Genomic DNA, 22,703 nt, shown 5'->3' with positions numbered 1-22,703 from the left:
TGTTAGTGCAATAGGAACGTTTTTATTTTGTCAGGAGGAAAAGAAAATGAAACAATTAACAGGAAATCAAGTAAGACAAATGTTTTTAGATTATTTTGCAAGTAAGGGACACGCTATTGAACCTGGTGCTAGTTTAGTACCTCACAATGATCCTACATTACTTTGGATTAACGCTGGAGTTGCAGCATTAAAAAAATACTTTGATGGTTCAGAAAAACCAAAGTGCAATCGCATTACCAATGCTCAAAAAAGTATTCGTACCAATGATATTGAAAATGTTGGAAAGACTGCACGTCACCATACTTTCTTTGAAATGCTGGGTAACTTTTCTATTGGTGATTACTTTAAAGAAGAAGCAATTCAATATGCTTGGGAATTTTTAACATCACCAGAATGGATTGGTTTTGATAAAGAAAAAATGTACATCACAGTTTATCCTGATGATGAAGTTGCTTACAATACTTGGGTGAATATTTGTAAAGTAGATCCAAGTCATATTTTAAGAACTGCTGATAACTTTTGGGAAATAGGGGAAGGACCTAGTGGACCAGATAGTGAAATTTTCTATGACAGAGGACCTAAATATGATCCTGAAGGATTGGGTGAAAAGTTATTCTTTGAAGAAATGGAAAATGATCGTTACATCGAAGTATGGAATGTTGTTTTCTCTCAATATGATGCAAAAGAGGGAGTAGATCGTAAAGATTACAAAGAGCTACCTCAAAAAAACATTGATACAGGCATGGGATTAGAACGTTTAGTTGCATTAATACAAGATGGAGAAACCAACTTTGATACTGATTTATTTATGCCAGTTATAAATGCAACAAGCAAGATAGCTAAACATCCTTATGAGGGTGAATACAAGATGGCATATCGCGTTATTGCTGATCATATCCGTACTGTAACATTTGCACTAAGTGATGGTGCTGTTTTCTCTAACGAAGGAAGAGGTTATGTTTTACGTCGTGTACTTCGTCGTGCTGTTCGTTTTGGTATTAAATTAGGTATTCAAGGTGCATTTATGTACCAACTAGTTCCTGTTGTTGCAGATATGATGGAAGATTTCTATCCGTATTTACAAGAAAAAGTGGATTTAGTTACACGTTTAGTTAAAACGGAAGAAGATACATTCCATGCAACATTAACTAATGGTGAAAAACTTCTTATGGAAGCATTGGATGCAGCATCCAATACAAAAGTATTAGATGGTGAAGTTATGTTTAAACTCTATGATACGTATGGATTTCCAAAAGAACTTACAAAAGAAATTGCGGAAGAGAAGGGTTATAGTGTTGATATAGAAGGATTCAATCAACAAATGAATCTTCAAAAAGAAAGAGCTCGTAATGCTCGTGATGATGAACAATCAATGTCAAGTCAATCCATTGATTTAATGAATTTTGAAATTGAATCATTCTTTACAGGATATATAGATACAACATGTCATAGCAAAGTAATTGCATGTTTTAAAGATGGTATTCAAGTTGATAGTATTACTGGTGAAGGTGATATCATCCTTGATCAAACTTGTTTCTATGCTGAAAGTGGTGGGCAAATTGCTGATACGGGTACTTTCTGTAATGATTCGTTCACTGCATTTGTTACCGATGTTAAAAAGGCACCACACAAGCAACATCTTCATCATTTAGTAGATATTAAAGGAACTCTTGCAGTAGGTGATATTGTGGATGGAACAATTGATATTGAACGTCGTTTAAATATTAAAGCTAATCACTCTTCATTGCATTTACTTCAAAGTGCTTTAAGAAAAGTAGTTGGAACACATATCGCACAAGCAGGTTCTTATGTATGTGCTGATTATGCACGTTTTGACTTTACTCATTTTGAAAAACTAAGTGATGAGCAATTACGTAAAATTGAACAAGAAGTAAACGCAATGATTATGCATGATAATCCAGTAATTACAGAAGTACTTACAATAGATGATGCAAAAAATTCAGGGGCAATTGCTTTATTTGATGAAAAATATGGAGATACTGTACGTGTTGTTTCCATGGGTGATGTTTCTAAGGAATTTTGTGGAGGAACACATGTAAGCAATACGCAAGAAATTGGAGTATTTAAAATTGAAGCTGAAGAAAGTATTGGATCTGGTATTCGTCGTATCACATCAAAGACAAAAATGGCTGCTTACTTTGATTTAATTGCAAGAGAAAATACAATGAAATCTATCGCAAATAATATGAAGTTAAATTCCATCAATTTACTAGAAGAAAAAGTAGCACTCATGATGGAAGAAAATAATCAATTAAAGAAAGATTTACAAAAACAAAATGAAAAAATGATGATGCTTGAAGCTGATGAAACTGTTAAACAAGCAAAATCAATTGGTGGTTTGAATGTCATCATGTTACGAAAAGAAAATGCTGATCCAAATTCACTAAAATCCTATGCCGAAGTATTAAGAAATAAATGTGAAGACTCGTTTGTATTTATTGCGAATGTGAGTGATGATAAAGTAACTTTCGTTGTTGCTTCAAGCAAAGCTGCAATCGACAAAGGATTAAAAGCAGGAGACATTGCTAAACTTGCTGCATCCATGAGTGGTGGAAATGGTGGAGGTAGACCAGATCTAGCTCAATCAGGTGGTAAAGATTCTTCAAAAATCGATGAAATCTTTAACACAATCGAAGCAAAACTTGCTTAAACGCTTTTATTTTAAACGATTTTACGCTAAAATAATGTAAAGGGGGAAAGACCTATGACAAATAAAGATTTAACTGAAACAATGAATTTCAAATCAGATGAAATTCGTCGTAACAACATCAAACAAGTTCTTCGTCTTACAAAAGAAGCACTGGAAGAAAGAGGATATAATTCTGTTAATCAATTGGCAGGATATTTAATCTCAAATGACCCCGCTTACATTTCAAGTCACAGAAATGCAAGAAGCATTATTCAATCCGTGGAAAGACATGAGCTTATCGAAGAATTAGTGCGATACTACTTAGAGGAAAATAAATAGACATGAAACGTGTTCTAGGCTTAGATTTAGGTAGTGTAACATGTGGCGTAGCAGTTAGTGATCCTTTGGGAATCGTTGCTAGAGCAGTAAAAACAATTCGCTTTCCAGCTGATCAATATGAAAATGCTTGTGATCAAGTACTAGAATGCGTCAAAGAATTTGCACCAGATGAAATCGTATTAGGATTACCAAAGCATATGAATAATGACATTGGTATTCGGGGACAAATCTGTATCGACTTCAAAGAAATGCTTGAAGAAAAATGTTCTTGTCCAATTATCCTAGTCGATGAACGTCTATCAACTGTAGCTGCTGAAAAGATTCTCATTGCTGCAGATGTTTCAAGAAAGAAAAGAAAAAAGGTCATTGATCAAATGGCTGCCGTTCAAATATTACAAGGATATCTTGATAGAACTTACTAGGGCGTTTTTACGCCCTTTATTTTGAAAAGGAGAACAATCATGGAAACAAATAAAATTACAATTACTGAAGAAGATGGTTCACAAAAAGAAATGGAAATACTTTTTACTTTTGATGATGATTCAAGAGAAAAAAGCTACGTTCTATTTACTGACCCACAAGATCCTGAAGGAGAAGTATTCGCTTGCTCCTATACACCTGAAGGAGAAATGGTACCCGTTAATGATCCTGATGAGTGGAATATGATTGAAGAAGTATTTGGGGCTTTTGTGGAGGAAATTGAAAATGACGAAGAAGATAGCGAAGAAGAGAAAGCGTAAGTTAAACATTAAAAATCTACTTATTTTAGTAGTCCTTGTGTTCTTATTAGCAGGTGGAACTTCTTACTTTATTTATACAGATTCTCTAAAACCAGTATCTAAAGATTCTATGCAAGCGTCATTTGTGATTGAAAGTGGTCAATCAATGAAAACGGTATTAAAGAATCTAAGAGATGAAGGATTTATAAAAAATGATTTCACAGCATTGTTATTTGCTAAAACAAGCAATCTTACTAGTGTAAAAAAAGGTGAGTACACATTAGATAAAAATTGGAGTACTAAACAAATTTTAGAATATTTAAATGATTCCAAATCAGCAAATGTCAATGATACTCGTATTACCATTATTGAAGGTGATTGGGCAAAACACATTGCTTCAAAAGTAACTGCAACAACCAATGTTTCTGAAGATGAATTATTTGCATTATGGAATAATCAAGATTATATTCGATCATTAATGCCTAAATATCCTTTCTTAACTGAAGATATCTTTAATGATAATAGTCGTGTTTATTTAGAGGGTTATTTATTCCCTAATACATATGATTTCTTCCAAGAAACAACTGCACAAGATGTAACAGAAAAAATGTTAGATCAAACTTTAAAAATCTATGATAAATACAAAGCTGACTTTGATCGTGTTTCTGCTGAAAGAGGAATGAGTATACATGAACTCTTTACATTAGCTTCAATTGTTCAATATGAAGCTAGCAAAGCAGAAGATATGAAGTTAATTGCGGGTGTATTCTACAATCGCTTGGATACAGGAATGATGTTACAAAGTAGTGTTACTGTATGTTATGCAATTGATATCAATAAAGGTGATGATTGGATGAAATGTGAAGTAAATCCTAGTTTTGATTCACCATACAATACATATAAATATACTGGACTTCCTCCAGGACCTATTTTAAACCCAGGTGAGGCTGCAATTGAAGCCGTTTTAAACCCAACTTCTTCTAAATATTATTACTTTATGGCTGATGTTTATGGAGATGGAACTGTTTATTACGCAGAGACTTACGCTGAACATCAAAAGAATGTAAATAAATATTTAAAAAAATAGGAGGATGAATGAATGAGGCCAATTGTTATTGGAATTGCTGGGGGCAGTGCATCTGGAAAAACAAGTGTAGCGAGAAAAGTAATGGAAGCGTTTGCTGATACAAATTCTGTAACTATCATACGTCAAGATGATTACTATAAGGATCAAACACATTTGCCAATGGAAGAAAGAGTAAAAACAAACTATGATCATCCATTTGCGTTTGATACTGATTATTTACTTGAACAAATTGGTGAATTATTACAGGGTCATACTATTGAAAAACCGATTTATGATTTTGTAAATCATACGCGAAGTCGTGAAACAGAGATAGTTAAGCCTTGTGATGTATTAATTCTTGAAGGATTGTTTGTTTTAGAGAATGAGCACCTTCGTGATCTATTGGATATTAAGTTATTTGTAGATACAGATGCTGACATTCGCTTCATCAGACGTGTTAAACGAGATGTTGAAGATCGAGGTAGAACCTTGGATTCTGTCATCAATCAATATATGAAAACAGTAAGAGATATGCATAGTTTATTTATTGAACCAAGTAAGCGATATGCTGATATTATCATCCCAGAGGGTGGTAAAAACAGCGTGGCTATCGATTTACTAACCACAAAAATAAGTAGTATTATTACCCGTAATATGCTATAATACGGTACGTTAGGAGTGATTTTATGGTAATGGATGAAAAAATTTATGTAACCCAAGAAGGGTTAGATGAATTAAAAAAGGAATATGACAATTTAGTACACGTAGTAAAAAATGAAGTTATTGAAGATTTAAAAGCTGCTCGTGCACAAGGTGACTTATCAGAAAATGCAGACTACGATGCTGCAAGAGATCGTCAAGCACAAGTAGAAGCACGTATTCGTGATTTAGAAGTCATGTTAAACAATGTGGAACTAATCCAAGAAAAGAAGGGTCGTTCTCAAATTGTTAAGCTAGGTTCTACGGTTGAAATTCAAGACTTAGATACAAATGAAAAAGAAACATTTATTATTGTAGGTTCAGTAGAATCTGATCCATTGAATGGTAAACTTTCAAATGTAACTCCATTAGCTGTGGCACTTCTTGAGAAAAAAGTTGGTGCAGTGGTTGAAGTAGAAGTTGATGAACCATACCAAGTAAAAATTCTTTCTGTTAAGTAGGAAGACATAATTGTAAACCATAAAAATAAGTAGGTGATCTAAAATGAAGATACTACTTATTTTTTTGTTGCTTTACTCAATAACATGTCCAAAACTAGAGCCCATTCAAATTGAATCTGTAAGCTGTATTCGTGTATCAATTCAAGGAGAAGTCGCAGAAGAAAAGGAAGTATGTTTAAAGCCTTATGCGACGATTCGTGATGCATTAAGAGAAGTAGAATTAACTAAATCTGCTGATACATCGACAATCAACCCTCAAATTGTACTTGCGGATGGTGATGTGATTCAAATATCAAAGAAAACTGAAATAAAAAAGATATCCATCAACTTTGCAAGTAAAGAGGAATTAATTACTCTAAAGGGAATTGGTGAAAGTACTGCAGATAAAATCATACAATTTCGAAATAAAAACGGTCTATTTCAATCATTAGAAGATTTGATGAATGTTCCTGGAATCAAGCAAGCACGATTTAATCAACTCAAGGATCAATTATGTTTGTAAATCGATGTTTACCTTTATTTCTTAATTGTTTCATTATTTTGTATTTTAAAGAATATTCTTATGTTGCAGTTCCTTTTTTAGTTCTACTTTGGTTCTATAAGTATCGTGACCTGACAGTAATTTTACTTATTATTTTATCTGGGCTTATCATCAGCAGTACAAACATTCCTTATGCAACAATTTATGAAGGCAAAATTGTTCAGTTAACTACGAATAGTATTGTGATTGAACATAAGGGTGTTCGTACATTGGTTTCAAACTGTAAAATACGTGATTATGATAGTATCATTCAAGTTGAAGGAAAGGGGAATGAAATTCAAAGTGCACCATCTTCATTTGGATTTTCTTTTGAAACATGGGCAAAGCAGCAATCCTTAAACTCCTCAATTTACGCTACAACTTGCCATAAGGTAAAAGAGGGAACTACCATTCGCCGTAATTTTCAAAAAATAATTGAACAGCATCCTCAAAAAGAATATCTAAATAAGACATTCTTTAATGTGTCCAGTGATCGCGAGGATTTTGTGGGGGTTTTAAATGCAATTGGATTTCCATTTGTTGGATTCCTTCTTATTTTACGTAAACTGCTTCGTTTTTTTATGTATGAGAAATCCATTCGATGGATAGAAGGATTTCTAATTTTTCTTAATCTATTAATTACTGGATTCAGTTTTGTATCATTGCGTATTTTGTTCTCTTATTTGTGTCGTTTTATTCATGGAGATAGTAAATTTCGTACAGGTTGTTTTGGCTTTCTTTGTTTGTTGAGTAATATAAATCAATGTACATCGTTATCTTTCATTATTCCGTTTGGTTTTCGTTTACTTCAAGTAACAACAAATCATAAAAAGATAGTGCGATTCTTATTTATTTGTGTGATTCAATCTTTTTTCTTTTCTAAAATACATGTTGGTCTTGTTTTCTTTTATTTCGTTATTGTATTAATTCAAGGATTAATGACCTGTTATTCTATTCTTCTTCTTTTTTTTCCATTTTTGGGTTCCTCTTTTTATGAACTACTATCCTCTATTGTAGATTTGCTCCATGTCTTTGAGTTAACTGGTAATCCCAAAGGATTTGGGCTTATTCTATATTTGCTTGTCCCATTTTGTTTTAAAAAACATCGTATGGAAGCATCACTAGTTATTTATCTACTTTTTATACAATTTGGATTTTTTCATCCGTTGAGTGAACTTGTTTTTCTTCAAATAGGGCAAGGAGATAGTATGTTAATACGTGAAGCTTTTAATCAAAAGAATATTTTAATTGATACAGGATCAAGTAAGAATTATGAACTTCTTAAGTCAAACTTAGAAGCTCGTACAATCCACAAAATAGATGTTATTTTCATTACACATTATGATGAGGATCATGCAGGGAATCTAGGTAGTTTAATGAACGATTTTGAAGTCAAGGAAGTCATTGATACCACCGATTCCTTTACAACGCAAAAACTCAAAATTGAAAGCTTAAATCAAAGAACATTTGAAGAGGATAATGATAATTCGCTGATTCATTTTATACAAATGAATCAAACTCATTTCTTGATGATGGCGGATGCATCCAAACAAGTTGAACATAATCTGCTCAAAGATAAGCAATTGTTAAACATTGATATTCTTAAAATTGGACATCATGGCTCAAAGACTAGTACTTCTAAAGCGTTATTAACGAAATCTAGACCTAAATTAGCGATTATTTCGAGTGGCTTAAACAATCGTTATGGTCATCCTCACCAAGAGACACTGGAATTATTGAATAAATTCAATGTTTATACACTAAATACTGCACAAGATGGTGATATCAGTATATTTTTTACAAGATTTCTCAATTTCATACTCACGAGTAGGGGAAAAATTGGTATAATATCTAGGTGGTGATAAAATGAATTATTTAATCCTAGGTTCAGAGTCATATCTTTTACGAAAAGAACTAAATAAAATCATAGGCCAAAGTGGAACGGATAGTACTTCGATGGATACTATTTTTTATGATGGACAATCACCAGACTTTTCCATTCATACAGTCTTGGAGGATTGCAATACACCTCCATTCTTTAATGAGAGGAAAACTGTTATTATTAATAATCCTGTATTTTTATCTGCTCAAAAAAGTCTAAGTGATACTGAGATGTTGAGTTTAGAAAAGTACTTAAAAAATTCAGCTTATGATGCTGATTTGATTTTCTATGGTGATGTGACTGTTGATAAACGAAAGAAGATAGTAAAACTGCTTCAAGGAAATGCACGTTGTTTTCAATATGACCGTCTTTCTTTGCAAGATTTTAAGTCTTATGTTTCAAAGGCACTCAATGAAAATCATGTAAAACTAACACTTGATGGTAAAGAAGAATTGTTATCTAGACTTCCTAATGATTTAGAAAACTTTCATTCTGAACTTGAAAAAATGGTTTTATATGGAAGTGAAATGAATAAAAATGATGTAGCACACTTAATTAGTCGACCTCTTGATGAAGATGTATTTCATCTAGTTAATGACGTAGTAAGCAGAAACATTAAAGGTGCTTTGCATTTATGGAATGATTTATTCGTTTTGAATAAGGACCCAATCTATTTAGTAGCTTTACTTGCAAGTCAGTTTAGACTTTTATATCAAGTTAAAACTTATCTAGATATGGGATTAGGTGAAAAAGAAATACAACGAGAACTAAAAGTTCATCCATTTCGAGTAACAAAAGCAATTGAATCACTACGTGGATTATCGAAAGATCGTTGTCTTACTATTTTAAACTCTTTAGCTGAATTAGATCAGTCTTTTAAGATGGGATTAGTTGATAAAAAAATTGGATTTGAATTATTTTTAATTAGAACGGCGAGGTAACTATGCAATCATTACGCGAATTATATAAAATTGGACCTGGTCCTAGTAGCAGTCATACACTAGCGCCAAAACGAGCTTGTCTTTTATTCTTAGAAGAATATGGGCAATTACCTCGATATGAAGTGGATTTATTTGGTTCTCTTTCCTTAACTGGAAAGGGACATTTTACTGATAAGATTATTGAAGATACACTTGCACCATCTAGTGTAGAAATTCATTTCAATGCAACATGGGAAGAAAGACATCCAAACGGATTCTATCTAAGAGGATATAATCAAGAAAATGTGTGCATTGCTTTGTGGACTGTTTTCTCTTTAGGTGGAGGAAGTATTGATATCAAAGAAAAGAAATTATCATATAACGAAGAATGTTATCCAGAGAAATCATTGGATGAAATAAAAGAGTTATGTACAAATCAAAAAATAAATCTTGTTGATTATGTACTAGAAAATGAAGATGATAACATTGAGCAGTATTTAAATGGTGTTTTAACAGCGATGTTGAATTCTGTTCATCGTGGTATCAATGCTACAGGAATTCTACCTGGTAGACTCAACGTAGAGAAATGTGCAAAGTCATTAAACATACAAGCTCAAACTACACAAGATGATAATGAAAAAACAAAGCTACTTTTAATGTCTTATGCCTATGGTGCATGTGAAGAGAATGCTTCTCTTGGTGAGGTGGTTACTGCACCCACTTTAGGTGCTTGTGGTGTGCTTGCATCCTTGATGTATTACTACTATAACGATGTAGGGATTTCTAGAAATAAGTTGATTCGTGCCTTAATGGTTGCGGGAATATTTGGAAACTTAATTAAAACTAACGCAACCATATCGGGAGCTATTGGCGGATGCCAAGCTGAGGTTGGTACTGCTTGTGCTATGGCCAGTGCAGCAGCAGCTTACTTAAATGATTTAAATATTAAACAAATCGAATATGCTGCAGAAATTGGAATAGAACATAATTTAGGATTAACTTGTGATCCAGTAGAAGGATATGTGATTATTCCTTGTATTGAGCGCAATGCAGTGGCCGTATTAAGAGCACTTGATGCGTGTACGCTTTCTAAATATATGTACAAGATAAAACCAAACAAAGTAACATTCGATATGATTGTTAATACAATGAATTATACAGGACAAAAAATTGCGATTGAATTAAAAGAAACTTCATTGGGTGGCTTAGCAAATGAATTCAAAACAAAAGATGAACCTAAAATCCTTCTTGAAGCCAAAGACTGTTATGAGGAAAAACAAAAGATTATCTTACCTTTAACGGAAGATGATATTGAACTTGAAGATACCCTTGTTTTTGATGACATTGTACTTGATGAAAACGATGAACCTACAAGTCCAATAAAATTCAAACTATGATTGAACATCCATTAGAACCAATCATTGATAAGAAAAGTAAGGTATTAATTCTAGGATCATTTCCTTCTGTTATTTCTCGCAAGCAATCATTTTATTACGCTAATCCTCAAAATCGTTTTTGGAAAGTATTAAGTGCAATCTACAATGAAGAAATTATAGATCGTAAAGAATTTATCTTAAGACATCATTTAGCACTATGGGATGTTATCCAATCTTGTACGATAGAAAATAGTAATGATGCTACGATTCAAGATGTAAAAGTAAATAATATTGAACAATTGATTCAAGATTATCCCATTCAATGCATCATTCTCAATGGCAAAAAAGCTGAAAGTTTATATAAAAAATATCTGAGTCATTTAAAGATTCAAGTGATTGCGTGTCCTAGTACAAGTAGTGCAAATGCAATATTTAAATTAGATGATTTAATCAAACAGTACAAAGTGATAAAGGAAATCAAATGAAAAAAATAGAATGTTTAGCACCTGCAGGTACAATGGAGGCATTACAAGCCGCTATTATGGCTGGAGCAGATGCAATTTATTGTGGTGGTAGTCAATTTGGTGCTCGTGCTTTTGCGGGTAATTTTAATCATGATGAAATGATTGAAGCCACGATGTCATGTCATTTATGGGGTGTTAAACTCTATGTCACAATGAATACACTTTTATATGAAAATGAAATTGATGAGGCCATGAAGGAAGTTGCATTCTATTATGAAATTGGTGTGGATGCACTTATTGTTCAAGATTTAGGCTTATTTGAGCGATTAAGAAGTGAATATCCTGATTTTGAAATTCATTGTTCAACACAAATGCATATTCATAATGTATCAGGTGTTTGCGTTATGAAGTCATTGGGCGCAAGTCGAGTTGTATTAGCAAGAGAAACACCACTTGAAATCATTGAGGAATGTTGTAAGCAGGGGATAGAGATTGAAGTCTTCTCCTATGGTGCTCTTTGTGTAAGTTATTCTGGACAATGTTTAATGAGTAGTTTACTCCAACACCGCTCTGGTAATCGTGGTGCTTGTGCTCAATATTGTCGTATGCAATACAATTTATTCAACGAAGATAAACAACAAGTTATTTCTTCTGTAGATAAATATTTATTGAGTCCTCGTGATTTAAATGTTATTGATGAATTAGATCAACTCATTAAAGCTGGCGTTACGAGTTTGAAAATAGAAGGACGAATGAAACGTCCTGAATATGTCTATCTAGTTACACGTTGTTTTAGAGAAGCTATTGATAGTTATTACGAAGGTAAATCGTATAAAATTACACCAAAGCGATTAGAAGAATTAAAGCTATTATTTAATCGAGGCTTTACAAAAGGTCATTTATTTCATACAAATGGAAAAGCATTGATGAGTATGAATCGCCCTAATCACATTGGGATACCCTTGGGTAAGGTTGTTAAAGCAAGCAAAGATGGTTTTACAATTCAACTTAACCAAGAACTAAATCAACATGATGGATTACGAATTTTAGATGATAAAGAAGATTTGGGTTTAGTTGCAAATAAAATTGAAGTAAATGGAAGATTAGTAAATCATGCATCCGTTGGTGAACTGGTTACATTTAGTGATCAACGTTATGTCAAGGTAGGTAGTCCTGTCGTAAAAACAACTGATTCAAAATTAATGCAGGCTTTAGAAAAAGGCGAATGTGTTCGCAAAGTTAATTTATCCATGCATGTAGATGTTGAAGTCAATAAACCACTTGTTCTTACAATAAGTGATGGACTTCATACAGTTACAAAACAGTCTCAAAGTGCAGCCCAAGAAGCAATGAAAGCACCGATTGATAAAGAGCGACTCAATGAGCAGTTATTAAAACTCAATGATACAGTGTATACATGTAAAAATATCACTGGAAAGATTGAACCTTTCTTCATGCCTCTAAAACAAATCAATGAATGTCGTAGAATGGCTATTGAAGAGTTAAATCATCTACGCTCAACAGCAATATCACGAAATACAATTCCATATGATCATAAAAACTATACGCTTAATTCAAACTATGATCAGGGTTGGGTTGAAGTCAATACGGAGGAACAATTTCAAGCAGTCCCAAGTGATTGCATCGTTTCCTCATCAAATCCGGTATTGATAGATCATCACCCGACATGCTTTGGATTATGCAATGTTGTTAATGAACAGGGTGAGTATCCAAAAGATAGATCCCTTATATTAAGTGAAATAGGTGGTCTCTTCCAAGAAAACCGACTCTTTGCTACCCATCATTTCAATGTCACTAATAGCTATGCATTGCATTTTCTATACAAACAAGGGATCCAATGTGTAGAGCTATCTCAAGAAATGGATGATCAGGAAGTAGAACAATGTGTATCTTCTTTTGTACAAAGATATGGAATAAAACCACAAATTGCCTTATTTAACTATGGCTATCGTGATCTAATGACAACAAAAACATGTGTTGTTAACAATTTATGCAGTGATGGCAATAAGAAAAATTGTTCACTTTGTAAAATACAATCTTACAGTTTGGTGGATATCAAAGGAAATCATTATCCTTTATTTGGTGATGCAAGTTGTATACAACATCTTTTGGAGGCAAATCCTTACCAAAAGATGGAAAACAGTGACTATCCAAAAGTTATTCGTTTCACAATTGAAAATAATCAAGAAACTCGCATTATTTGTGAGGAAAATGAACTTTAGAACTTTAATTAATTCTTCAAAAGAGCTACTAATTTTGGTATAATATTTTAATGAACTAGCAAGGAGGCACCCATGTTTCTTAAAAGAGTAGAAATGCAAGGATTTAAATCTTTTGCAGACAAAGTAGTTATTAACTTTGAACATTCTGTAACAGGTGTAGTTGGCCCAAATGGATGTGGGAAAAGTAATATTACCGATGCGATACGTTGGGTATTAGGTGAACAATCAGTTAAGTCACTTCGTGGTACAACAATGACTGATGTCATCTTCGCAGGAAGTGCCGATCGTAAAATGGTTGGTATGGCAGAAGTAACACTTGTATTTGATAATACAAAACGTTCTTTAAACTCAGAACTTGATGAGATTGAAGTAACACGTCGACTTTACCGTAATGGTCAAGATGCAGAATATTTAATTAATCGAAACAACGTACGTTTAAAAGATGTTGTTGATTTAATTTTGGATTCAGGATTAGGTAAAGATTCTTTATCTATGATTTCTCAAGGAAATATTAGTAGTTTTGCTGAAGCAAAACCACAAGACCGCCGTGCAATCTTCGAAGAGGCAGCAGGGGTTAGTAAATACAAAAAGAGAAAGATGGAGTCTTTAGCTAAACTTGAACGTACAAAAGAGAATATCGATCGTACACAAGATATTTTATCCGAACTTGAACGTCAAGTATCTCCATTAAAGCGTGCTGCAAAAAAAGCAGAACTTTATAAAGAAAAGAAAACACGTCTTGAAGAAATTGAAATCGCTGTACTTGTAGAAGATATTAATACCATCAATCAACAAATCGAAGATGCGAAGAAAACACTTTTTAATATTGAATCACAAACGACAATGTTTCAAACAACAATTCAAGTTCATGAAACACAAAACTTAGAATCTAAAAAGGAAGTAAATGATTTAGAAAAAGAAATCAATAAACTTCAAGAGAATTTGATGAAAGTAGTTAATGAAATTCAAATATTAGAAACTCGTAAAATTGAATTAGATGAAAAAAGAAAATATGTAGTTGAAGTTGGAACAAGTGAAGAAAAAGCAAAACAACTTCAAAGTTTGCTTGAAGAAGCAAGAGTTGAATATGAAGATCGTAAATCTCGTTATGATCAATGCCAAATTAATATTGAACTACTTAGTGAACAACTTTCTCAAGTGGCTATGCAATATGCAGAATTCTCACAAAAAAATAATGAAGAGAATGGAATGCTTCGTCGACTACAAAATCGTAAAGAATTTTTAGATAACTTATTAAAAGATCCGTTTAATAGCCAAGGTGGAGTTAAGTCGGTTGTAGATAATGCTGCATCACTTCATGGAGTACTCGGTGTAATTGCTCAAATCATGCAACCAACTGAGGGCTATGAAGAAGCAATTTCAGTAGCACTTGGTGGAACAATGTATAACATTGTAACTAGTGATGAAGAAGCTGCAAGAAACGCAATTAACTTCTTAAAGAAAAATCAAAGTGGTCGTGCTACATTCTTACCACTAACTGTTTTACAACCAAGAAATATATCTCGTGAAAATCAAATTGTATGTGAAAATACAAAAGGATATTTGGGTGTCGCAAGTGATTTTGTGCAATGTGAGAATCGATTTATTCCTGTTAAAGAAGCATTCTTACAAAATGTATTGGTAACTGATACTTTAGAAAATGGAAATAATCTTGCTTCACTATTAAAATACAATTATAAAATTGTAACACTTGATGGTGATGTAATTCATAAAGGCGGTTCAATGACAGGTGGTAAGTCAAAGAACAGTACTTCTTTATTAACAGTTAAGAAAGAGGTTGATGAAATTAATCAATCCATTGAATTACAAATTGCTGCTTGCGAACTTGCAGAAAAAAATGTGCAAGAAACACAAAGAAAAAGAGAAGAATTAGAACGTGGATTAATGGAATCACGTATTGGTTCTGCACAACTTGAACCAGTTGTGGATGCAAAACGTGCAAAATATGAAAAACTAAAAAATGATTATGAACTAATTCGACCAAACGGTGATGATGGATTAGGTGATGCAAACTTTGCTGATGAAGTTGTTCTTAAACTAAATGAAGCTTACTCAGGGCGAGATGAAATCACAAACTCAATTCGTAGCAAACGTGAATATCGTATGAAGATGAGTCAAGATGTTGATCGTAAGGAACAACAAATTCGTCAAATCAGAAAAGATTTAGAAACTGCTAGTGCTTCTCAAAATGCAATTAGAATCGATCAAGCACGTTTAGAAACAAAGTTAGAAAATAACTTACAACGCCTAGCAACCGAATATCAATTAACTTATGAATTTGCGAAAACAAAAGTGAATGATAGTCATATTGAAAATGCTAAAGAAGAAGTATTACAACTTCGTAGCGAAATAGAACGTCTTGGTAATATCAATATGAATGCTCCACAAGAATTTGAAGAAGTAAATGAACGTTATGAATTCTTGGATAAACAAGTAAAAGATTTAATTAGCAGTCGTGATAAAATTCTATCTGCGATTGATGAGATGGATCATGTAATGAAAAAGCAATTCAAAGAAATGTTTGATGCAATCAACAATGAATTGAATGATACCTTTAGAGCATTATTTGGTGGAGGTAAAGCAAAACTTGTCTTAGAAGATCCTAGTGATATTTTAAATACAGGTGTTGATATTGATGTACAGCCTCCAGGAAAGTCAGTTCAAAATATTCGTTTATTCTCAGGTGGAGAAAAGAGTTTAATTGCGATTTGTGTTCTCTTTTCAATATTAAAAGTACGTCCTGTACCTTTATGTATCTTTGATGAAGTTGAGGCTGCACTTGACCAAGGAAACGTAGAACGTTTTGCACGTTACTTAAAGAACTTTAGAGAAGATACGCAATTTATTGTGGTAACTCATCGTCCAGGAACAATGCAACAGTGTGAAGTTCTCTATGGAGTTACAATGCAAAAACAAGGTGTATCACAGATGTTACGTGTTGAACTTAAAGATGCAATTGATATGGCTGATGGACAGGAAGAAGTGAAATCATGAGTTTCTTAGATACCTTAAAAGAAAAATTTAAAAAACGTGATGATCAAGCAGTTTATTTAAGTGGTTTTAAAAAGACTAAAGATTCAATGGGTCAAAAGTTAAATGACATGGCTTATAAGTACAAAGGAATTAATGATGAGTTCCTTGAGGAATTAACAATTGTTCTTCTTGAAAGTGATGTTGGTATTGAAACTGCAGATGAAATTTGTGAACGTCTAAAACGTAAAGCACAACAATATAGTACGATTACTTTCCGCTATGCAATGAGTTTCTTAATGGAAATATTGCAAGATTTATACAATGAAACACCTAGTCCTGAACTAGAGTACCCTCATGAGATTAATGTTATCTTCTTGGTGGGTGTCAATGGTAGTGGGAAGACTACTTCATGCGCTAAACTCATTCGTTACTTTAAAGATCAAGGTAAGAGTGTTGGTGTAGTTGCTGCAGATACCTTTAGAGCTGGAGCAATAGATCAATTAGCTCGATGGGCTGATAAGTTAGGTGTTACTTGTATTAAAGGAAAAGAACAAAGTGATCCAAGTAGTGTTCTTGTGGATGGATGTCGTTGGGCAAAAGAGAACAAGATTGATATTCTACTATGTGATACAGCAGGTCGTTTGCAAAACAAACAGAATTTAATGAATGAGTTAGCAAAGATGCATCGTGTTGTTGGAAGAGAAATAGAAGGAGCTCCACACCATGTGTGGTTAGTACTTGATTCTACTACAGGACAAAACGGTTTATCTCAAGCTAAGATTTTCCAAGAAGCAACTAATGTTTCTGGAATCATTCTTTCAAAAATGGATGGTACTGCAAAAGGTGGTATTGTACTTGCGATTAAAAACATTCTTCATATCCCAGTTTATTTTATTGGACTTGGTGAGAAAGAAACTGATTTAAGGCCATTTGATTTGGATTCATATTTATATAGTATATCCGAAGGTATACAACATGTTCAGTAAGAAAGAACAAATCAATTACTATTTAGATTTTTATGAAAGGTTACTAACAAACAAGCAACAAGAGATTTGTAATTATTATTATCGTGAAGATTATTCAATTACAGAGATTGCAGAGATTGAAAAAATAAGTAGGGCAGGGGTTCACGATGCTTTAAAAAGAAGTGAAATCTTGCTGGAAGAATTTGAAGCTAAACTTCATTGTTTTGAATCATTTTCTAAAAGAATGGAATACTATAACAAAATTAAAGAATACAATCATGAAGAAATAAACAAGATTGTAGATAAGTGCATAGAGAGCGAATAATAGGAGGAAAATATGAGTAAAATTATTTCTGTAAATGCAGGTTCATCATCACTAAAATTTCAATTGTTTGAAATGCCAAGTGAAACAGTATTAACTTCAGGTATTGCTGAAAGAATTGGTTTAGAAGAAGGTATCTTCACAATTAAAGTGAATGGTGAAAAACACACTAAGAAACTACCTATTCCTACCCACAATGAAGCAGTTGATTTATTATTGAAATCATTAATTGAATTTGGAGTTGTTGCTGATTTAAATGAAATCAATGGTGCAGGTCACCGTGTTGTTCAAGGGGGAGACTTTTTTGATCAATCAGTTAAAGTTACACCTGAATCAACTAAAATTGTAGAAGATTTAGCTGAATTAGCTCCTTTGCACAACCCAGCAAATTTAATTGGATATCGCGCATTTGCAAAAGCATTACCAAACATTGAGCATATCTTTGTATTTGATACTGCATTCCATCAAACAATGAAACCAGAAGCATTTATGTATCCTGTACCTTATGAATGGTATACAGATTACAAAGTACGTCGTTATGGTGCTCATGGTACATCTCACCAATATGTTGCTGAACAAACAGCAAAAGCAATGGGGAAAGATATTAAAGATGTAAACATTATTACATGTCATTTAGGTAATGGAGCTTCTATTACTGCAGTTGAACATGGACAATGTGTAAATACATCAATGGGCTTTACACCTCTAGCTGGTGTTATGATGGGAACTCGTTGTGGTGATATTGACCCTGCAATTGTTACTTTCATGCAAAACAAAACAAACATGACTGCAGATGAAATCAATGATATTTTAAATAAAAAATCAGGTATGTTAGGTATTTCAGGAATTTCTAGTGATGCTCGTGACATTGAAGATGCAGTAGCAGAAGGAAATGAAAGAGCTAAATTAACTCATGCAATCTATGTTAACCGTGTTGTTAATGTTGTAGGTGGTTACTTTATGCAAATGGGTAGTGTGGATGCATTGGCATTTACTGCAGGTCTTGGTGAAAACGATACATTAATTCGTGAATTAATTTGTAAAGGTTTAGAAAAAGGTTTAGGACTTTCTATGGATTATGATTTAAATAAAACAATTCGTGGTAAAGAAATTGTCATCTCAAAACCAGATTCTAAAGTAACAGTTTGGGTAATGCCTACAAATGAAGAATTAGTTATCGCAAGAGATACAGTAAGAATTTTAGGTCTGTAAAAATGAAAAACATTTTCCAAGAAACAATCGAAAAATATGATATCATTACTATTTTTCGTCATGAAAATCCAGATATGGATGCACTTGGAAGCCAATGCGGTTTAAGTAATTGGTTAATAGAAAACTATCCAACTAAACAAATTCATATGTGTGGATTTGATTTTGGTAGACATCCTGAACTAAAAACAACTTATCCCGTTTCTGATGAAACAATTAAAAATAGTCTTGCTATTATCTTGGATACTGCAAATAGTGCTCGTGTCGATGATCATCGCTATACCTTAGCTAAAGAAACAATGCGAATTGATCACCATCCTTATGTAGAGAAATTTGCAAATATCGAAATTATCAAAGTAGAAGATGCTGCAACTTGCCAACTATTAGGCGAACTTTTTATTGAAATTGGATTAGATACAATCTCACTTAAAACAGCAGAATATCTTTATCAAGGTATATTAACAGATACACTTTGTTTTAGAACAAATAACACAACTCCAAATACGTTGTATATAGCATCTTTAATTGCGAGTCGTGGAATTAACATTTCTAAAACAAATCAAGAGGTCTTTGATATCGATATTGATACTTTCAACTACATTAGTATGCTTAGAAATAAAGTAATGACTAGGGGAGGGGTTGCATATGCAATTATTACCAAAGAAGATATACGCCCTTTCAAATTGTCAATCAATCAAGCTAGAGAGTTTGTTTCTGAACTTGGAAATGTAAAAGACTATTTAATATGGTGTATCTTTACACAAGATGAAGAGAACCCCAATGTTTACAAAGGATCACTACGTTCAAAAGAAGTTGCTATCAATGATATTGCATCGCAATACAATGGTGGTGGTCACAAAAATGCTTGTGGTGTAAAAAACCTAACAATTAGCCAAGTCAATACATTAATTGATGAATTAGAGAGATTGTTATAATTATTACAAATTTCACAAGTTATTATGAAAATAGGATAAAATGCATATATTCTATTGTATAAGTAGTTCAATCAATGATAAAATAGTATATGGAGATGGAGGTATTTCATATGGAAATCACAAACAAAAAAGTATTAGCAGATTTAATTGCTGAAAAGAATGACATGACTAAGAAAGCTGCAACAGAAACTTTAGACTTAGTTTTTGACACTATTGCTGAAACATTAAAAAATGGTGGTAAAGTTGATATTAGCGGGTTTGGTAAATTTGAAGTTAAACATAGACCAGAACGTAAAGGTATCAATCCAGCAACTAAAGAAGCTATCACAATTGCTGCTAGCAAAGCTCCTGGATTCAAAGCTGCAAAAGCACTTAAAGACATCGTTAAATAAGTGAAGAATTAAGAGTCTCATATCAATGAGACTTTTTTTATTTTACGCTAGAGCAGATTTAAGAGATCTACTATAAGGAAATAGATACTAAATAAACATCAATAGGATTCACATAAGCTTTAATAAATAGAAAAAAAGAATACTTTATTGTATTCCCGCTTTTTTCCTTGTACTTCGCATAATGTTTATTATACGATTTTTATTTATGAGTAATTTAATGGGTACTTCTTTCTCATACCCTCATTATAAATCATGATATCTTATTTACAATAAGATTCTTTTCTTTTTAATAGGTAAGTATCTAAATTAAATTAAGATAATAAAAGCGTAACCATTCTATTTGTAACAATAGAGCTATAAATTAGGATGCATCTAAAGCAGAATGAAGGGTGCCCCTCTTTTTTAGGCTAAATGCAATGAAAAAGAGCGATGTGATACAAATCACGATAGTCGCTCTTTTATTTTCATTAATTTAGTGAATCTAGGAATGACTCTCCATTTTCAGGGAGTTCAACTTTGAAGTTATCTGCAACTGTTGCACCAATATCAGCAAATGTTTGACCTTGTCTAATCAGACCAGAGCCATTCATATTCTTAGCATAAGCTACAACTGGTATCATTTCACGTGTATGGTCAGTACCATGATGTGTTGGATCATTACCATGATCTGCTGTACAGATTACTAAATCATCCTCATTCATTGTTTCAATTAACTTACCTAATAGAACATCAAAGTCTTCTAATTCCTTAGCATAACCTTGTGGATTGCGTCGGTGTCCCCATTTAGCATCAAAATCTACCAAATTTACAAAGCATAGACCATTAAATGGTTTGCCTGCAATTTCAATGGTTTGTTCCATTCCATGAATACTACTTTGAGATTTATGTGACTCTGTAATTCCTTCACCAACAAAGATATCATTAATTTTTCCTACGCTAATAACATCAAAGTTGCAGTCTTTTAAAGAGTTAAGTACAGTGTTTGCGAATGGTTTTAGTGCTAAGTCATGACGATTTGGTGTACGTTGGAAATTACCTGCTTTATCACCAATGAATGGACGTGCAATAATTCTTCCTACTTTCCATTCTGGCTTCATTGTAATTTCTCTTGCGATTTCACAACAACGATATAATTCTTCCAAACCAAATGTTTCTTCATGTGCTGCGATTTGTAAAACTGAATCTGCCGAAGTATAAACAATCATTTCTCCAGTTTGCATATGTCTTTCACCTAATTCATCAAGAATTTCAGTACCACTTGCAGATTTGTTTCCAATGATTTTATGTCCTGTTTTTTCTTCTAATTCTTTAATTAATTCATCTGGGAATCCAGTTTCAGTAAATGTTTGAAATGGTGTATCAATATATAAACCCATCATTTCCCAATGTCCTGTCATTGTATCTTTTCCTACACTTTTTTCTAATAACTTTGTGTAGTAGCCCAAAGGTGCATCAACTGGATCAATTCCTTTAATATGATGTAGATTACCTAAACCTAACTTTTGCATAACAGGCATTTTTAAACCTCCTACAGCATCTGCAGTATGTCCAATTGTATCTGCTCCCTCATCATTGTATTTGGCTGCATCAGGAAGTGCTCCAGCCCCTACTGAATCCATTACTACTAAAAATATTCTATTATATTTCATCATCATCGTCTCCTTCTTTATTACCTGGATGAAACTTTGCATAACTTTGCTTTAATCTATTTTCTTGTACATGAGTATAAATCTCTGTTGTTTCAATATTGCTATGTCCCAACAACTCTTGTATAGCTCTTAAATCTGCATCACCTTGCAATAGATGCGTTGCAAAACTATGTCTTAATTTGTGGGGTGTTACATGCTTTGTAAACCCCAATTCATTGCACTTATATCTTAACACACTTTCAACGTATTCCGTCGTTATGTGCTTCCCAAAATGATTCACAAAGAAGAGATTCGATCCTCTTTTATTCCATACAGGTCGAACTGTATCAAAATATCTTAATAGAATATTTCTTGATTCATCTGGAATAGGTACAATTCTTTCTTTATCCCCTTTTCCTAATACTCTAACCATATTTGTATTCAAATCAACTCGATTCAAAGTCAAATGAACACATTCACTAACCCGTAATCCACACGCATAGATAAACTCCAACATTGCATGTTGGAAACACTCATTAGGTACTTCATCATTGAAAGAATCCATTAATTGATTGATTTCTTCAATCGTGCAATACACTGGCAGTGCTTTTTTACCTCTTCTTACTTCCAAGTTTAAAGATGGGTTATTAAAATCATACTTAAAATTTAAAAATTGATGAAAACTTCGTATCGCACAACTTTTTCTTGCGATCGTATTTCTCGAATAATGATCAATCGATAGAATGTACGATTCTATATCCCGATACTTTACTTTTTGAATATCATCAAATCCTTTTTCCTTAAGGTACTCTAAATAGGCAGTCACATCAATAATATAATTCTTCACAGTGCGTGCTGCTTTCGGATCTCTATTTTCGATTTCCATACGGTATTCTTTTAGAGCTTTACTTAAGTCCAT

Annotated in this window: 21 protein-coding genes and 1 other annotated feature (1 of these 22 only partly in view); of the genes, 19 read left to right on the top strand and 2 right to left on the bottom strand. The window is 32.9% G+C overall.

What is annotated here, in order from left to right; genetic code table 11:
* Positions 1–4: a binding site (T-box leader), on the top strand (it extends 195 nt beyond the left edge of the window).
* Positions 5–46: 42 nt separating this feature from the next.
* The 19 genes from alaS (at position 47) to B5D14_RS09520 (ending at position 20,156) form a co-directional block, all read left to right on the top strand.
* Positions 47–2,671, top strand: coding sequence for an alanine--tRNA ligase (gene alaS / locus B5D14_RS09610; protein WP_078712416.1), 2,625 nt, complete (start codon positions 47–49; stop codon positions 2,669–2,671).
* Positions 2,672–2,725: 54 nt separating this feature from the next.
* A complete protein-coding gene (locus B5D14_RS09605) occupies positions 2,726–2,989 on the top strand; it encodes an IreB family regulatory phosphoprotein (protein WP_078712415.1) in 264 nt (87 codons plus the stop codon).
* Between the two features lie 2 nt (positions 2,990–2,991).
* Positions 2,992–3,411, top strand: coding sequence for a Holliday junction resolvase RuvX (ruvX, locus tag B5D14_RS09600; RefSeq protein ID WP_078712414.1), 420 nt, complete (start codon positions 2,992–2,994; stop codon positions 3,409–3,411).
* 39 nt (positions 3,412–3,450) lie between these two features.
* Positions 3,451–3,729 carry a DUF1292 domain-containing protein gene (locus tag B5D14_RS09595; protein ID WP_200804802.1) on the top strand — a complete coding sequence of 93 codons (279 nt, stop codon included), beginning with the start codon at positions 3,451–3,453 and terminating at the stop codon, positions 3,727–3,729.
* The gene (mltG, locus tag B5D14_RS09590; RefSeq protein ID WP_078712413.1) at positions 3,695–4,795 is read left to right on the top strand and encodes an endolytic transglycosylase MltG; all 1,101 of its coding nucleotides are present in this window, start codon (positions 3,695–3,697) and stop codon (positions 4,793–4,795) included. Before B5D14_RS09595 ends, mltG begins: the two co-directional genes overlap by 35 nt.
* 12 nt (positions 4,796–4,807) lie before the next feature.
* A complete protein-coding gene (udk, locus tag B5D14_RS09585; RefSeq protein WP_078712412.1) occupies positions 4,808–5,437 on the top strand; it encodes a uridine kinase in 630 nt (209 codons plus the stop codon).
* 29 nt (positions 5,438–5,466) lie between these two features.
* Positions 5,467–5,934, top strand: coding sequence for a transcription elongation factor GreA (gene greA, locus B5D14_RS09580; protein ID WP_078712490.1), 468 nt, complete (start codon positions 5,467–5,469; stop codon positions 5,932–5,934).
* A 43-nt stretch (positions 5,935–5,977) separates the two neighbouring features.
* Positions 5,978–6,436: a ComEA family DNA-binding protein gene (locus B5D14_RS09575; RefSeq protein ID WP_078712411.1), complete on the top strand. Its 459-nt coding sequence runs from the start codon at positions 5,978–5,980 to the stop codon at positions 6,434–6,436.
* Complete coding sequence (locus B5D14_RS09570; RefSeq protein ID WP_078712410.1) at positions 6,427–8,316, top strand: ComEC/Rec2 family competence protein; 1,890 nt, start codon at positions 6,427–6,429, stop codon at positions 8,314–8,316. The genes B5D14_RS09575 and B5D14_RS09570 overlap by 10 nt, the downstream gene beginning before the upstream one ends.
* A 4-nt stretch (positions 8,317–8,320) precedes the next feature.
* A complete protein-coding gene (gene holA / locus B5D14_RS09565) occupies positions 8,321–9,277 on the top strand; it encodes a DNA polymerase III subunit delta (protein ID WP_078712409.1) in 957 nt (318 codons plus the stop codon).
* Between the two features lie 2 nt (positions 9,278–9,279).
* Positions 9,280–10,653 (top strand): L-serine ammonia-lyase, iron-sulfur-dependent, subunit alpha, encoded by a 1,374-nt coding sequence (locus tag B5D14_RS09560; protein ID WP_078712408.1) that lies wholly within the window; start codon positions 9,280–9,282, stop codon positions 10,651–10,653.
* Positions 10,650–11,117 (top strand): DNA-deoxyinosine glycosylase, encoded by a 468-nt coding sequence (locus tag B5D14_RS09555; RefSeq protein WP_078712407.1) that lies wholly within the window; start codon positions 10,650–10,652, stop codon positions 11,115–11,117. Before B5D14_RS09560 ends, B5D14_RS09555 begins: the two co-directional genes overlap by 4 nt.
* Positions 11,114–13,339 (top strand): peptidase U32 family protein, encoded by a 2,226-nt coding sequence (locus B5D14_RS09550; RefSeq protein WP_078712406.1) that lies wholly within the window; start codon positions 11,114–11,116, stop codon positions 13,337–13,339. Before B5D14_RS09555 ends, B5D14_RS09550 begins: the two co-directional genes overlap by 4 nt.
* Positions 13,340–13,411: 72 nt before the next feature.
* The gene (locus tag B5D14_RS09545; protein ID WP_078712405.1) at positions 13,412–16,354 is read left to right on the top strand and encodes a chromosome segregation protein SMC; all 2,943 of its coding nucleotides are present in this window, start codon (positions 13,412–13,414) and stop codon (positions 16,352–16,354) included.
* Entirely contained in the window at positions 16,351–17,319 is a 969-nt protein-coding gene (ftsY, locus tag B5D14_RS09540; protein WP_078712404.1) for a signal recognition particle-docking protein FtsY, read from the top strand. Before B5D14_RS09545 ends, ftsY begins: the two co-directional genes overlap by 4 nt.
* Positions 17,309–17,623: a YlxM family DNA-binding protein gene (ylxM, locus tag B5D14_RS09535; protein WP_078712403.1), complete on the top strand. Its 315-nt coding sequence runs from the start codon at positions 17,309–17,311 to the stop codon at positions 17,621–17,623. Before ftsY ends, ylxM begins: the two co-directional genes overlap by 11 nt.
* A 12-nt stretch (positions 17,624–17,635) precedes the next feature.
* On the top strand, positions 17,636–18,832 hold the full coding sequence (locus B5D14_RS09530) for an acetate kinase (RefSeq protein ID WP_078712402.1): 1,197 nt from the start codon (positions 17,636–17,638) through the stop codon (positions 18,830–18,832).
* Positions 18,833–18,834: 2 nt separating this feature from the next.
* The gene (locus B5D14_RS09525) at positions 18,835–19,764 is read left to right on the top strand and encodes a DHH family phosphoesterase (protein WP_078712401.1); all 930 of its coding nucleotides are present in this window, start codon (positions 18,835–18,837) and stop codon (positions 19,762–19,764) included.
* Positions 19,765–19,874: 110 nt separating this feature from the next.
* Complete coding sequence (locus B5D14_RS09520; protein ID WP_078712400.1) at positions 19,875–20,156, top strand: HU family DNA-binding protein; 282 nt, start codon at positions 19,875–19,877, stop codon at positions 20,154–20,156.
* A gap of 467 nt (positions 20,157–20,623) precedes the next feature.
* Here B5D14_RS09520 and deoB read toward each other — a convergent pair whose 3' ends face one another.
* Both deoB and B5D14_RS09510 read right to left on the bottom strand, forming a co-directional pair.
* Entirely contained in the window at positions 20,624–21,808 is a 1,185-nt protein-coding gene (gene deoB, locus B5D14_RS09515; protein ID WP_078712399.1) for a phosphopentomutase, read from the bottom strand.
* Positions 21,795–22,703, bottom strand: a complete 909-nt coding sequence (locus tag B5D14_RS09510; RefSeq protein ID WP_078712398.1) for a tyrosine-type recombinase/integrase — start codon at positions 22,701–22,703, stop codon at positions 21,795–21,797. The genes deoB and B5D14_RS09510 overlap by 14 nt, the downstream gene beginning before the upstream one ends.

Origin of the sequence: Anaerorhabdus furcosa (assembly GCF_900167375.1) — a bacterium.
Taxonomy (GTDB): domain Bacteria; phylum Bacillota_I; class Bacilli_A; order Erysipelotrichales; family Erysipelotrichaceae; genus Anaerorhabdus; species Anaerorhabdus furcosa.
Note: the sequence above shows the minus strand (reverse complement) of the source record. Positions and strands in the feature narration are given on the sequence as shown.